The sequence below is a fragment of the Streptomyces sp. NPDC058741 genome (genome assembly GCF_042746715.1).
Lineage (GTDB): Bacteria > Actinomycetota > Actinomycetes > Streptomycetales > Streptomycetaceae > Streptomyces.
The window spans coordinates 138,585-151,232 of sequence record NZ_JBHYQH010000010.1; the positions used below are offsets into that span (position 1 = coordinate 138,585).

The window sequence follows — 12,648 nt, forward strand, 5'->3', positions numbered from 1 at the left end:
CCCCCGGCCCCCGGGACTCCCCCGATCGAGGTCATGCCCCCACCTCCCCTAGGTCCACGACACGGCCTGAGGCTAGGGAGGGACCGACGGGGCGGGATGGGTCCGTGGCCCCAAAACGGGGCCCAATCCGCCTCCTCAGCTCTCCGAGCGGGGGAAGGAGACCTCGACCCGGCGGTTCTTCTTGCGGCCGGACTCCGTGGAGTTGTCGGCGATCGGGTACTGCTCGCCGTAGCCGCGCACCTCGTAGGTGACGTCGGAGTCGGTCAGTTGCCGGTCCAGGACGTTCTGCACGGCGTCGGCGCGCTTGCGGGACAGGACGTCGCCGTGGGCGGAGGAACCGAGGTTGTCCGTGAAGCCGAAGACGCGGATCCTCGTCGCGTTCTGCTTCTTGATCTCTCCGGCGATCGCGGAGATCCGGGCCTTCGCCTCGGCCCCGAGCTTCGCGCTGTCCTTGCCGAACAGGACCTCGGCCTGAAGGGCGAACTTGACGTCGGCGTTGGTGTCCTCGCGGCGTTCGTCACCGCTCTGGTCTTCGACGACCTGTTTGATGTCGAGAACCTTGGGTTCGGCGAGGGTGGCCCCTTCGGGGAGCTTGAGATCGGGGTCGTTGGGATCGACCTCGACGGGGGCGGAGGCGGACGCCTGACTGCCAGGGGGTACGCCGGGGGTTTCGTCGGCGTGGGCCGACACGGCGCCGTAGAGGTTCGTGGCGGTCATCAGAGCGGCGGCGGTGAGGACCAGGGCGAGGCGTGGTGTCGCCGTTCGGGTGTACGTGGGGGTCGTCATGGCCGGCCTCACCCGGAGATCTTGATGGTGGCGCTGGAGAAGGTCGGTACTTGGAGGTCCACTTCGGTCGTGCCCGCCGGTGGTGCCGGGAACTGCATGAAGACCGGGAGAGTCTGCCCCGCCTCGAGGTTGCCCAGGCCCGTGGTCGTCAGCGGTCGCCCCTCGGTGTCGCGGAGTGTGTAGTAGCGCTTCTTTCCCTTGGCGTCCACGATGGTGGCACCGCCGAGAGAAGGGCCATGCGCGATGACTTCTGTCTCGTCACCGCTCGTCTGAGGCGGGACGACCACTGACTTGTCGCCGTCGTTCTTCACCACGCCGTTCACTGTGAGGAAGCCGCCCGAATCGCGTGCGGCGGAAGTGATCTGAAGGAGCAGGCCGTTGGTGCCCTTCAGCTCCGCCAGCGGCGTCTCCGCCTGCCCCTCCTGAGCACTCGGCTGGGATCCACTGTCCTTGGACGCGGACGCCGACGGGCCCGACTTGTCGTTGTCCCCGCCTCCGCCGCCGCAGCCGGCCACACCGAGGGCCAGTCCGGCCGCGACGGTCAGCGCGACCATCCCCCTGCGCGCCTTCGCAGTGAACCGAATGCTCATTTCTCCGCTTCCTTCATCACTCGTCGTTCGCTTGTGGGTCGGCCAGATGGACGTCGAAGAGGTCTTCGGGTTTCGGCAGGGCATCGAGATCGTCCGGTTTCAGCTCCCAGTCCGTGCCGCCGTCGCACAAGAGCGCCGGCAGGACGTCTGGATCGGCGTCGCCGGTGGGCGGCTCGAAGTCGCAACGCGGCTCGATCACGGCCCTGGCGGTCGCATTGGACTTCTGGTTCTCCGTGCCGGGGACGATGGATTCGCCGACGGAGATGTTCGTCTCGACCTCGACCGTGAAGCTCAGGGGGCCGTCGGGGCTGCATCCAAGACCCACCAGCCGGGCATCGTTCTGTGCGGCGAGCTCATGAGCACGCCAACATGAGGGGCCGAGCCCCTGAGCGGTGCCCTCGAAGATCTGCCGCCACTTGGTCGGGTCCAGTACGTCCTTCACCCATGCACCCGCAAGTTGGTCCCGCCTGTCCTGGGCCGCCGCGAGAGCCGCCGCGTCGGCGGCCGTCTGGGCACCGTTCCTGTTCGCCGCGGCCTGGCCGACCGCGAAGTACGCGAACGCGAGAAAGAGCAGGCCCCCCACCACCGTGATGTAGATGGGGAAAGCCTGCCCTGCGTCGCCGTGCAGGCGAGGTCGCGTCAAGGAGCGACCTTGGCGATCTGCGCCTGGATCTTCCCGAGGATCGTCTGGCCGAGGCTGGTGCCCGTGATCGCCAGCACGATCGCCACCACCACCGCGATGATGCCCAGGTACTCCACCGCCGTCTGGCCCTTGTCGCCGGCGCGGCGCTGCATCGCCTCGACCGTCGTGTTCTTCCAGCCGTTCACGCGGACCTTGGTCGCGACGGCGGTCTTCAGCATCAGGTCGCTCATGGTGTTCCCCTCCGGATTCGGCTGTGCCGCTTTCGACACGCTGAACGTACGGCGGAGCGGCTGGTCCGCCAGAGGGCCCCAGGGCCCAATCGCGGGCCCAATCGCTCGGGCCCAGCCGGTTGTTGTCCACGCATGGTGTCACCGAAACTCACCCCAGTCCCCGGTGTGAGTCCGGCGCCGTGCCGATCCACTTCGCGGCGGCCTCGGAGCGGCTGGTGCTGTGGAGCTTGGCGAAGATGCGGTTGATGTGGTTCTTGACGGTCTTCTCGCTGATGAAGCACGTGGCGGCGATCTGCTGGTTGTTCATGCCGGACGCGATGAGGTCCATGATCTCCGCCTCCCTCGTGCTCAGTTGGAACCGTGACCGGTCGGGAGCGGCCGGACGGCCGCCTGTCCATCCAGACGACGACTGTCCCACATTTGGTTGCATCTGCGAAAGATTCTCTGAAGATGTGGGCGAGGACGGAGCCTGAGGGAGTGATAAAACCGCTGGTGCATAGGATTGTTGAGCGTTGATATACGGTAGGGCGGGATCGGTAGTTTCATATGCAGTCGCATTCGATGATCGGCCGAGGCCATCGGGAAGCGGGCGGGGAGTGGGCTCCTGGGTCCGGCGGAGCTGGGCCAGGAGCGCGCCCGCCGCCGTCGGGGTGAAGTGGGCCCTGCCCTCCTTGATGTCCCGTACGGCCGACACCAGTTGGTCGGCGGTGAACTCGCCGTGGACCAGGTAGCCGCCCGCTCCCCTGCGCAGGGCCTCCTGGACGATCTCCGACTCCCTGCTGTACGTCAGCATCACGACCGGGGCGATCTGCACCAGGTACGGCAGGGCCGAGATGCCGTCCACGCCGGGCATCCGGACGTCGAGGAGGACCACGTCCGGGCGGTGCTGCCGGGCCGCCTCGCAGGCCTGGCGGCCGTCCGACGCCTCCGCCACGACCGTGATGTCCGCGCGGCCCGAGAGCAGGGCGGTGAGGCCGGCCCGGACCACGGGGTTGTCGTCCGCGACGACGACTCGGAGACCTTGGTCCTGCCGCACCGGCTGTGGGAGGTCGGCGAACGGGTTCTGGGGGGGCGGGCCGGTGTGGGGCGGTGTGGGGTCCGGCATGTGTGGCCTCCTCTCGGGTCGTGGGGCGTCGGTCGTGGTTCGTGGTCGTAGATCGTGGGGTCAGACCGTGGGTGTGGTCAGGGCTGCCAGCGGGAGTTCCAGACGCACCTCCGTGCCCTTGGGACGGCCGCCGCGGCCGATTCTGATGCGGGCGCCGACGGAGGCGGCGCGTTCGACCATGCCGACGAGGCCGAAGTGACCCGCTCGGCGCAACTGTTCGAGCGTGGTGCCCGGAGGGAGACCGCGGCCGTCGTCGTAGACGCTGATGCGGAGCAGGTCGCCGTGGACGCCCGCGCTGACGTCCACGCGGGTGGGCTCGGCGTGGCGGTGGGCGTTCTCCATGGCCTCCGAGGCGATCGTGAGGAGTTGGCGGGCCACGGCGGGTGGGACGGGGGGTACGGCGTGGTCGCCGGTGGGGCGGTAGACAGCCGGCAGGCCGGTGCGCGTGCCGAAGTCGCGTGTACGGGCCGCCAGTTCGACCAGGACGTCCGTGGCCTGGGCGGGGTCCGACTCGCGGCGCAGGTCGGCCAGGAGTTCGCGGGACTCCGCCGCCGCCCGGCGGGCCGAACGGGCGACCAGGGCGGCCTGCTGCCTGACGAGGGCCGGGTCCATGCGGTCGGCGTTCGCGGAGGTCGTCAGGCCGTCCGCGGCCAGGGCCACGCCGTGCAGGGTCTTGGCGACCGAGTCGTGCATCTCGCGGGCCAGCCGGGCGCGTTCGGCGCTGACCGCCTCGGTGACGGCGAGCCGGGCCTGGACGGTGGTGAGGGCCTGGGTCGCCGCGCCGAAGCGGAGCATCAGGTTGCGGAGGCTGGAGCCGACGGCGCCCGCGATGACGCACAGGCCGGGCAGGAGGGTCGCCTCGGCGACACCGGGGGCCGGGTGCTCCTGTGCCGCGTGGATGAGGAGGAGCAGGAGCGCCTGCAGGGACGCGAAGACCGCGGCTCCTCGCCAGCCGTAGACGAGCCCGGCGAGGAGGGGGGTGCAGACGCTGACGTAGGCGAGGGTGCTGCCGGGACCCGCGGAGATGAGCAGGAAGGCGCCGAAGAGGGTGTCGGCGGCCAGGAGGGTGGGGTGGCGCAGGAGGAGAGGGCCGAAGCGCTCCCAGTCCCGGAACAGGACGTAGGAGGTCATGAAGGTGACGACCACGGCCGCGCCGACGAGGCGTGTGGCGAGGCCGTCGTGGGCGTTGACCAGCGCCGAGGGGGTGGCCAGGGCGATCATGGCCAGGCGGAAGCCGAAGACCTGGCGGCACATGGCCTGCAGCGCGTTGACCTGGATGTCGAGGGTGGGGCCGGCGGGGCCTGGGTGGACGGAGGCCGGGGCGGTGGAGGCCGGAGGGACAGGGGTCGGACTGGCGGGAGCAGCCGGGCTGACCGGGTTCGGACCGGCAGGGGCCGAGGTGGCGGCCGCCGGGGTGGCGGGAGCGGCGGAGACCGGACCGTCAGAGGCCGAACGACCAGAAGCCCGACCACCAGAAGCGGGACCACGGGAAAAGGGACCACCGGAAGCCGAGCCCACAGGAGCCGCCGAACCGGCAGAAGCCGCCGAACCGGCAGAGGCCGCACCCGCCGGGAAAGCCGAACCCGCCGAAGCGACCAGCCCCCTCACCCGGCCACCGCCCACGCCACCACCGCCCCGGCCACCGCCCACGCCATCGCCCGCGTCCGCGCCACGCCCACGGCCTCCCCCGGAGATCCGCAGCGTCGGCTCGCTCCCCAGGCCGCCCGCCGCCTCCCAGCCGGGCGGCAGCGCGGGGGTCACCGATGTCACGGGGACGTCGGGCGCGCCCGTGCGGACGTGGGGAGGCAGGACCGTGCCCGCCGGCGGTGTCGTGATCTCCGGGTGCCGGTCGCCGGCGCGGTGGCGGGCGCGGCCCAGCAGTCCTCTGCGTGCCCCTGTCATCGCCATGCCGTCCCCCCTCCCCTACTTCCCCGTCACCGAGCCGAAGTCCGTGCCCGAGCCGAGGATCAGGCCCGCGCCGAGCAGCAGCATCGTGGCGGGGACCATGAAGGTCGTGATCATCATCGTGGCCTTGGGGACGGCCCGGGCGGCCTTGCGGCGGGCGTTCTGGGCGTCGGTGCGGCGCATGTCCTTGGCGAGCGAGACCAGCGTGTCGACGATCGGCGCGCCCAGCTCCTCCCCCTGCTGGAGCGCCGTGACGAACATGGCGACCTGCTCGGAGTCGTTGCGGCGGCGCAGTTCCGCGAAGGCCTGGCGGCGGCTCATGCCGAGGTCCATCTGGCGCAGGGTGATGCGCAGTTCGTCGGCCCAGGGGCCCTCGTACTTGGAGGCGACCCGGTCGAGGGCCTGGCGGAAGCCGAGGCCCGCGCTGACCACCACCGCGAGGACGTCCAGGAAGTCCGGCAGGGTCCGTTCGATGACGTCCTTGCGGATGCGGATGGCCGACCAGATGCCGACCTCCGTCCAGAACGCCCCGAAGGCCAGCAGGAGCAGCGCCACCAGCAGCTGGCCGCGCATGAGGAAGACCAGGAAGCCGACGCCGCCCAGCGCGCCGTAGACCGCGCGGCGTGCGGCGTAGCGGTCGATGGTCAGGCCGCCGGGGTTGCCCGCGAGGTCGATCTTGCGGCGGTACTTGGACACCTGCTTGGGGCCCATCAGGCGCAGCACCGCGGGCGCGTACCGCATGCCCATGCGGTCGACGAGGGAGTCCACCGCTCCCGTGCGCGTCGAGCCGACCTCCAGGGCCAGCGCGAGGTCGCCGGGGAGTTTCGCCTCGGCGCGGTACATGCGGACGCCGGCGAAGACGCCCCAGACGCCGAGGCCCATCAGCAGGGCGAGAAGCAGTCCCATGGTTGCCTCCTGGCTCTCAGACGTCGATGCGGGACAGGCGGCGGATGAGGACGAAGCCGACGGCGTAGAGCGCGAAGGCGATGACGACCGCCGCCTGGCCGAAGGGGGAGCCGGTCATGCGGTCCAGGGCGCCGTCCTTGACGCCGTTCATGAGGAAGAGCGAGCCGACGCCGAGGACGGGCACCGCGTAGGACGTCATGTTCACCTGCGACAGCTGGGTCCGCACCTCCCGCCGTGTCTCCTTGCGTTCCTCCAGCGTCTCCGTCAGGTTGCGCAGGGCGCTGACCACCTGGCCGCCCGCCCGGTTGGACAGGACCAGTGTGGTGACGAGGACGACCAGTTCGCGGGAGGGGAGGCGGTCGGCGAGTTCGTCGAGGGCGTCGTCCAGGGACGCGCCCATGCCCAGTTGGGCCGCGACCTTGCCCAGTTCCTCGCCGGCCGGGGCCTCCATCTCCTCGGCGGCCATGCCGATCGCGGTGCGCAGGGCGAGGCCGGCCTGGGTGGCGTTGGCGAGGATGCGGGACATCTCGGGGAGCTGGTTGATGAACTTCTCGATGCGCTTCTGGCGTTGCCAGTTGAGGAACTGGACGGCGACGCCGATGCCGAGCAGGCCGGCCAGCGGGCCGAAGAACGGTGCCAGCGCCGCCTGGCCGACCAGCCACAGTCCGGCGACCGTGGCGAGCATGGAGACGAAGAACTCGCCCGGGGTGATGTCCAGGCCGGTGGCCGCCAGGCGGAGTTCCAGTTTCCTGCCGAGCCCGGTGCGGCGCAGCCGGCGGTCGAGGCCCGGGAAGGCGCGGCGCCGGCCAGCCGCCGGGATCTGGCCGGTGGTCGAGAGGCGGTCGACGAGTGCCTGGCGGTGGGCCTTGCCCACGGTGTAGGAGTGCAGGCCGACGACGGCGAGGACGCACGTCAGCAGGGTGACGCCGGTGGTGAGCGTGATGAGCGTGTGCAGTTCCATCGGTCGGTCCTACCTGGCTTCTCGGGTGGCTAGCTGGTCCGCGGTCCGGGCGATGCCGAAGGCCTGCGGGATGGCCTGGCTCGCCATGTAGAGGCGGTCGGCGGTGCGGCGCGGGAGCGGGTGGTACGCGAAGACGCCATGGACGCGGCCGTCGGAGGTCATCGGCTGCGCGTGGAAGCGGGCGACCGTGACCAGGCGGTACGGGTCGCTGCCGTGGCTGTCCATCAGGGCGATCTCGGTGATGCGGCGGGCGCCGTCCGCGAACCTGGTCAGCTGCACGATGACGTCCACCGCGCTGTTGATCTGGTCGTGCAGCGCCACGAAGGGGATCTCCACGTCCGACATGGAGGCGAGGGTCTGCAGCCGCATCAGGGCGTCCTCGGCGCTGTTGGCGTGGACGGTGGCCAGGGAGCCGTCGTGGCCCGTGGACATGGCCTGGAGCATGTCGAGGGACTCGCCGCCGCGGACCTCGCCGACGACGATCCGGTCGGGGCGCATGCGCAGCGAGTTGCGCACGAGGTCGCGGATGGTGACCTGGCCCTTCCCCTCCACGTTCGGGGGCCTGGACTCCAGGCGGATCACGTGGGGCTGCTGGAGCTGGAGTTCGGCGGAGTCCTCGATGGTGATGATGCGTTCGCCCTCGGGGATGAGGCCCGACAGCGCGTTGAGCAGGGTCGTCTTGCCGGTGCCCGTGGCGCCGGAGACGATGACGTTGAACTTCGCCTGCACCAGGCCGGCCAGCAGGTACAGCATGTGCTCGTCGAGCGAGCCGAGGCCGATCAGCTCCTGCAGGGTGAAGGAGCGCGGGAAGCGGCGGATGGTGAGGGTGGCGCCGGTCAGGGACAGCGGCGGGATGATGACGTTGACGCGCTCGCCGGAGGGCAGGCGGGCGTCGACCATGGGGTTGGACTCGTCCACGCGGCGGTTGACGGTGGAGACGATCCGCTCGATCGTCTGCATGAGCTGGTCGTCGGAGGCGAACCGCAGCGGCAGTTGCTCGACCCGGCCGCCACGCTCCACGAAGATCGCGTCCGGACCGTTGACCATGATCTCGGTGATGGAGGCGTCCTCCAGCAGCGGTTCCAGGATGCCGAGGCCCAGTGCCTCGTCGACCACCCGGCGGATGAGCTGCGAGCGCTCCACGGTCGACAGCACCGGGCCCTCGCGGCTGATGATGTGCCCGAGGACCCGTTCCAGCCGGGCCCGGCGCTCGGCGGCGGCCAGCGAACTCATCTCCGCGAGGTCGATCTCCTCCAGGAGCTTGGCCCGGTAGGAGGCGACCATGTGGCCGTCCTCGCCCCGGTTGCCGTTCTCCTCGGGGGAGTTGATGCGTGCGCGCAGGCTCATGCGTCCGGTGCTCCGTTCAGTGGTCGCGCGGCATGGTGGCGGTCTTGCGCGCCGTGCCGAAGTCATCCTTGCCCGGGAAGACCGAGGGGATGGTGATCTCCGCCGTGACCGTGACCTCGTCCGCGCCGTAGGAGGCGGGGCAGCTGGTCTTGTCGGCGAGCCAACTGCTCACCGCCGCCCGGCAGTCCGCCTCGTGCGGGCCGTCCAGCGAGGCACTGCGCGCCCCGGCCCGGGCGGCGGTGCCGGCCTGCTGGGCGGTGTAGGCGATCAGGCCGAGCTGCACGGCCGCCAAGGCGACGAGCAGCAGGATCGGCAGGAAGCCGAGGTACTCGATGGCGGCCTGGCCGCGGTCGCGGTCCTGGAGAGGACGGGCCATGTCAGTCCGCCTCCTCGACCGCGCCGGCGTGGCCCCGGACCGGGACCGGGAAGGACAGCGTCCCCGGGAAGAGGACCGGGACCTCGAGCGTGACGTCGGCCGTCACGTAACCGGAGCCGCCGCAGGTGACCTCGGCGCCGGAGCGCCAGGCGCCGGACAGGTGCTCCAGCCCGGCCTCCCGGCACGCGGCGGCCCTGGCTCCCGGTTCCGCCGCCGTCCCCGCCCGTACGGCCTCGTCCGCCGCGTTGCCCGCGAGCGTGAAGGTGTAGCCGATGAGGACGGCCTGCCACAGCGCGATCAGCGTGACGATGATCGTCGGTGTCATCCCCAGGAACTCGATGGTCACCTGGCCCTTGTCCCGCTCCCTTGAGAGCACGTTCACCCCTCCCGTCGCCGTTTGAAGCCCACCGGCCCCCGGTCGCCGCCCCGGAACCGGCCCGCCTTCTGCGTACCGTCGGGGGCCTTGACCAGGCCCAGCTCCGCCGCCAGGCCCCACAGGGCCTGCTTCACCGTGCTCTTGTTCTCCAGTTCGTGGATGCGTCCGGCGTCCACGACGCTCTGCAGTTCCTTGAAGTGGGCGGGGATCGCGGTGGCGGCGACCGCCGTGCCGGTGATCTTCTGGATGAGGGCCGGCTGGATCTCCGTGCCGCGGCTGTGCCGGTTGACGACGACGGTGGTCTCCTCGGCCTTGCGGATCTGCAGCCGGTCCCACATCCGCACCGCCCGTTTGGCGCCCCGTACGGCGACCACGTCCGGCGTGGTGACCAGCAGGGCCCGGTCGGCCATCTCCACGGCCGCCGCGCCCGCGCCGCCGAGCTGGGCGCCGCAGTCGACGACGACGACCTCGTAGCGGGAGCGCAGGGCGCTGACGATCTGCCGGGCGGCGCGGTCGGTGACGTCCTCGCCGCGTTCCCCTTCCGCCGGGGCGAGCAGCAGGGCGAGGCCGGTGTCGTGGCGGAAGACGGCGTCGGCCAGGACGCGCGGGGAGATGTCGTTGATGGCGGCCAGGTCGACGACGGAGCGGCGGAACTGCACGTCCAGGTAGGAGGCCACGTCGCCGGTCTGCAGGTCCATGTCGACCAGGGCGGTGCTGCGGCCGGAGGCCTGGGCGGCCAGGGCGAGCTGGATCGCGGTGAGGGTCGCTCCGGCGCCGCCCTTGGCGCCGCTGACGGTGACGACGGTGCCGCCGACGCCGGTGAAGACGTCGCCGCCGGCGCCGAGGTGCCGTCGTACGCCGGTGGACCACTGGGCGACGGCCTGGACGCGGCTGGCGAGTTCCTCGTAGCTCAGCGGCAGGGCGACCAGGCCGCGGGCGCCGTAGTCCATGGCGGCCTGGAAGAGGCCGGGGCTCGCGTCGGAGGTGACGAGGATGACGCCGACGGCCGGGAAGCGCAGGGCCACTTCGCGGATCAGCTCCAGCGCGGGGACCGGACCGATCCCCTCGTGCACGACCACGACCTCGGGCAGCTCGTCGACGGACTCGGCGGCGAGCCGGGCGAGGGTGTCGACGAGCTGGGTGGAGTCGACCACCGGCGCGACCGGCTCGGCGTCCGGGAGCTGGCTGAGCAGGGTCGTGACGGAGCGGACCGCGTCCGCGTCACCGACCGCCGGGAGGATCCTCGTGGGCATGGCGGCCTCTCACTTGTCCTTCGCGAGTTCGTACGTCCGGTCCCGCTCCGGGACGCTGGTGTCGCTGCCGGGCGCGACGAGGGCGAGGCGGACACGCCTGGCGAACGACTCGGCGTAGGTGATGCGCTGGGCGTCGAGGGCGGACAGGGCGAAGGTGATGGGCACGGCGTCCGTGGGCTGCTGGGTGCGGTTGCCCTCGTCGGGCCGCAGCGCGGTCAGTTCGCCGACGTCGAGGACCTTGGCGTTGGTGACGATGATCTTCGACTGGTCGGGGTCGTCCTCGCGGGCGCCCTCGAAGGTGGCGTAGACGTTGACCGAGGCGCCCGGGGTGATCTTGCCGGCCACGCCGGTGGCCGCGTCGATCATGATGGCGACCTCCTGCTGGCCCGGCTGGAGGGCCGGCCGGCTGACGATCATGTCGGACTGGAGCAGGGAGCCCGCCTTCAGGGTCGTGACGGCGATCTTGCCCTGTATCTCGCGCAGGTCGGTGACGGCGTTGTCCGACAGCCACCGCTCGGGCATCTCGGTCTTCTCGAACTGGCCCGTGGTGAGCGTGGTGTAGGGGGGCACGTCGGATTTCAGCCGGTAGGCGGTGACCTCGGGTCCGACCTTGGACTTCACGTCGCTGATGACGGACAGCACGCCGGCGAAGGCGCCCAGGGCGCAGACGATCGACAGGAGCAGGAGGATCACGCCGCGGCGCTGACGGGAGTTCATGAACCGTGCAACCTCGTTCGGGATATCGGTCGAGCGGGATCGGAGCGGTGCCGGCGAGGGGTGTCAGGGCTCACCCGACGGCCCTTCGGTTCTCGAGCTGGCCGGGGGGCGGGCTGTCGTGGACGGGCGGGGTCGCCGAGCAGAAGACGCAGCGGTCGCCGATGACGTCGATGCCGCACCAGTGGCAGCGGCCGCGCCGCACGGAGGTGACCAGCTGGTAGAGGACGGAGAGATCGGGCAGGTAGCTGCAGAACTCGACGATCCTGCCGGTGCCCCACCAGCCGGGTGACGCGGCCGGGAGCGGCACCTCGCGCAGCCCCTGCACCTTCCAGGCGGGCGCGAGGGTGCCGGTGACCCAGTCGGACGGGAGCTGGCCCTTGGCGACGAGCATCCAGGTGCCGAACTCGGGGCCGGGCAGCCGCGCCTCGGGCGTGATGCGCACGAGCCGCGGCTCGGGGTGGGCGAGGACGCCGAACTGGCTGCCGGGCACCCAGGACTTGGCGTGCGACTTCAGTCCGACGGGGACGTGGTCGAGCCGGGTGACGGAGTTGAGCAGCGCTCCGGCGTGGATGTAGTGCACGAGCAGCCGTCCGGCCGAGGCGAGCACCCCGGGGCTGAGGTCGCAGGAGGCGAGCTGGCGCAGCTGCCGCGCCAGCACGGCCAGCCCGAGGGGCGGCAGCTCCGGGCGGAAGAGGGCGACCCGGTCGGTCTCCATGAGGGAGCGCAGGGTGTGCAGCCGGTGCCGCAGCGCGGTGGGGGCGGCCGGGGAGCAGACCACGATCACATGGCCGTGCTGCTCGACCAGGGCCTGCAGATCGGCCAGCGCCTGCTCCAGGGGCCGTTGTTCGATGTCCCGGAGCACGGCGGCGGGCAGGGTGCGTTCGTCCTGTGGCGGCAGCGCCATGTCGGCGCTGGTCACGGCAATGGCAGTTGGCACGCGCAGCTCCCCGTTTCCCCATGCCCGTCGGAACGCCGGGTGTCACTCCGGCGCGCCGTGTCGACTTCACTGCGTGACTACCTCAGCACTGTATCCACGGCTCTGTGACCGGAGAACAGCGTTTGTGTAGCTGAGGAGCAACTGTCGTTGCACAAGATGCGTCAAAACGGGACAGGTTGAGCATCTTGCCGGTCGGTGAGGGGAGTTCGGGCGGGCCCGGGCGGTGGGCCCAGCGGGCCCGGAGTTGACGGTGGGCCTCTGTTTGGGCCCTGAGGCCCACGCCTGACGGGGCGTCTCCTCCCTACGCTCGCCGTCCACGAGCACACACGTCGGGCGGGGAGGGGTGCCGTATGGCTGGCGGGGGCGGCATACGGACGTACAGGCGCGGCGCGGGGCCCGGCCACCCCCGCGCCCCCGGGTCCCCAGTAAGCGGGGGGGGGGGGGGGAGCGCGGGGGCACGGCGCGCCGCGGCGGCCCCACGCGGGGGGGCGCGGCACCTCGACCCGGGAGCCGCCC

14 protein-coding genes are annotated in these 12,648 nt (G+C 71.4%); all 14 read right to left on the minus strand.

Annotation, left to right across the window (positions count from 1 at the left end; genetic code table 11):
- Positions 1-135: 135 nt before the first annotated feature.
- Complete coding sequence (locus tag ACFW6P_RS11315; protein ID WP_386351077.1) at positions 136-786, minus strand: OmpA family protein; 651 nt, start codon at positions 784-786, stop codon at positions 136-138.
- Positions 787-794: 8 nt separating this feature from the next.
- Entirely contained in the window at positions 795-1,376 is a 582-nt protein-coding gene (locus ACFW6P_RS11320; RefSeq protein ID WP_386423489.1) for a hypothetical protein, read from the minus strand.
- A 16-nt stretch (positions 1,377-1,392) separates the two neighbouring features.
- On the minus strand, positions 1,393-2,019 hold the full coding sequence (locus ACFW6P_RS11325; protein WP_386423491.1) for a pilus assembly protein TadG-related protein: 627 nt from the start codon (positions 2,017-2,019) through the stop codon (positions 1,393-1,395).
- Positions 2,016-2,249, minus strand: coding sequence for a hypothetical protein (locus tag ACFW6P_RS11330; protein ID WP_289935118.1), 234 nt, complete (start codon positions 2,247-2,249; stop codon positions 2,016-2,018). The genes ACFW6P_RS11325 and ACFW6P_RS11330 overlap by 4 nt, the downstream gene beginning before the upstream one ends.
- A gap of 148 nt (positions 2,250-2,397) precedes the next feature.
- Positions 2,398-3,354, minus strand: coding sequence for a response regulator (locus tag ACFW6P_RS11335; RefSeq protein WP_386423493.1), 957 nt, complete (start codon positions 3,352-3,354; stop codon positions 2,398-2,400).
- Between the two features lie 60 nt (positions 3,355-3,414).
- Positions 3,415-4,608: a sensor histidine kinase gene (locus tag ACFW6P_RS11340; RefSeq protein ID WP_386351087.1), complete on the minus strand. Its 1,194-nt coding sequence runs from the start codon at positions 4,606-4,608 to the stop codon at positions 3,415-3,417.
- A 669-nt stretch (positions 4,609-5,277) separates the two neighbouring features.
- The gene (locus ACFW6P_RS11345; protein WP_386351090.1) at positions 5,278-6,165 is read right to left on the minus strand and encodes a DUF5936 domain-containing protein; all 888 of its coding nucleotides are present in this window, start codon (positions 6,163-6,165) and stop codon (positions 5,278-5,280) included.
- A 16-nt stretch (positions 6,166-6,181) separates the two neighbouring features.
- Positions 6,182-7,126 (minus strand): type II secretion system F family protein, encoded by a 945-nt coding sequence (locus ACFW6P_RS11350; protein ID WP_386351093.1) that lies wholly within the window; start codon positions 7,124-7,126, stop codon positions 6,182-6,184.
- Positions 7,127-7,135: 9 nt separating this feature from the next.
- Positions 7,136-8,473: a CpaF family protein gene (locus tag ACFW6P_RS11355; RefSeq protein ID WP_386351096.1), complete on the minus strand. Its 1,338-nt coding sequence runs from the start codon at positions 8,471-8,473 to the stop codon at positions 7,136-7,138.
- Positions 8,474-8,489: 16 nt separating this feature from the next.
- Positions 8,490-8,849 carry a TadE/TadG family type IV pilus assembly protein gene (locus ACFW6P_RS11360; RefSeq protein ID WP_386351099.1) on the minus strand — a complete coding sequence of 120 codons (360 nt, stop codon included), beginning with the start codon at positions 8,847-8,849 and terminating at the stop codon, positions 8,490-8,492.
- Between the two features lies 1 nt (position 8,850).
- Complete coding sequence (locus ACFW6P_RS11365; RefSeq protein ID WP_386423528.1) at positions 8,851-9,174, minus strand: pilus assembly protein; 324 nt, start codon at positions 9,172-9,174, stop codon at positions 8,851-8,853.
- A gap of 53 nt (positions 9,175-9,227) precedes the next feature.
- Positions 9,228-10,478 carry a CpaE family protein gene (locus ACFW6P_RS11370; protein WP_386423495.1) on the minus strand — a complete coding sequence of 417 codons (1,251 nt, stop codon included), beginning with the start codon at positions 10,476-10,478 and terminating at the stop codon, positions 9,228-9,230.
- A 9-nt stretch (positions 10,479-10,487) separates the two neighbouring features.
- Entirely contained in the window at positions 10,488-11,195 is a 708-nt protein-coding gene (cpaB, locus tag ACFW6P_RS11375) for a Flp pilus assembly protein CpaB (RefSeq protein WP_386351105.1), read from the minus strand.
- 70 nt (positions 11,196-11,265) lie between these two features.
- Positions 11,266-12,099, minus strand: coding sequence for a hypothetical protein (locus ACFW6P_RS11380; RefSeq protein WP_386423530.1), 834 nt, complete (start codon positions 12,097-12,099; stop codon positions 11,266-11,268).
- Between the last annotated feature and the right edge of the window lie 549 nt (positions 12,100-12,648).

Coding starts and splice junctions, on each gene's coding strand:
- ACFW6P_RS11315 (WP_386351077.1), bottom strand. CDS start 786: ATGACGACCCCCACGTACACCCGAACGGCGACACCACGCCTCGCCCTG.
- ACFW6P_RS11320 (WP_386423489.1), bottom strand. CDS start 1,376: ATGAGCATTCGGTTCACTGCGAAGGCGCGCAGGGGGATGGTCGCGCTG.
- ACFW6P_RS11330 (WP_289935118.1), bottom strand. CDS start 2,249: ATGAGCGACCTGATGCTGAAGACCGCCGTCGCGACCAAGGTCCGCGTG.
- ACFW6P_RS11335 (WP_386423493.1), bottom strand. CDS start 3,354: ATGCCGGACCCCACACCGCCCCACACCGGCCCGCCCCCCCAGAACCCG.
- ACFW6P_RS11340 (WP_386351087.1), bottom strand. CDS start 4,608: ATGTGCCGCCAGGTCTTCGGCTTCCGCCTGGCCATGATCGCCCTGGCC.
- ACFW6P_RS11345 (WP_386351090.1), bottom strand. CDS start 6,165: ATGGGACTGCTTCTCGCCCTGCTGATGGGCCTCGGCGTCTGGGGCGTC.
- ACFW6P_RS11350 (WP_386351093.1), bottom strand. CDS start 7,126: ATGGAACTGCACACGCTCATCACGCTCACCACCGGCGTCACCCTGCTG.
- ACFW6P_RS11355 (WP_386351096.1), bottom strand. CDS start 8,473: ATGAGCCTGCGCGCACGCATCAACTCCCCCGAGGAGAACGGCAACCGG.
- ACFW6P_RS11360 (WP_386351099.1), bottom strand. CDS start 8,849: ATGGCCCGTCCTCTCCAGGACCGCGACCGCGGCCAGGCCGCCATCGAG.
- ACFW6P_RS11365 (WP_386423528.1), bottom strand. CDS start 9,174: ATGACACCGACGATCATCGTCACGCTGATCGCGCTGTGGCAGGCCGTC.
- ACFW6P_RS11370 (WP_386423495.1), bottom strand. CDS start 10,478: ATGCCCACGAGGATCCTCCCGGCGGTCGGTGACGCGGACGCGGTCCGC.
- cpaB (WP_386351105.1), bottom strand. CDS start 11,195: ATGAACTCCCGTCAGCGCCGCGGCGTGATCCTCCTGCTCCTGTCGATC.
- ACFW6P_RS11380 (WP_386423530.1), bottom strand. CDS start 12,099: ATGGCGCTGCCGCCACAGGACGAACGCACCCTGCCCGCCGCCGTGCTC.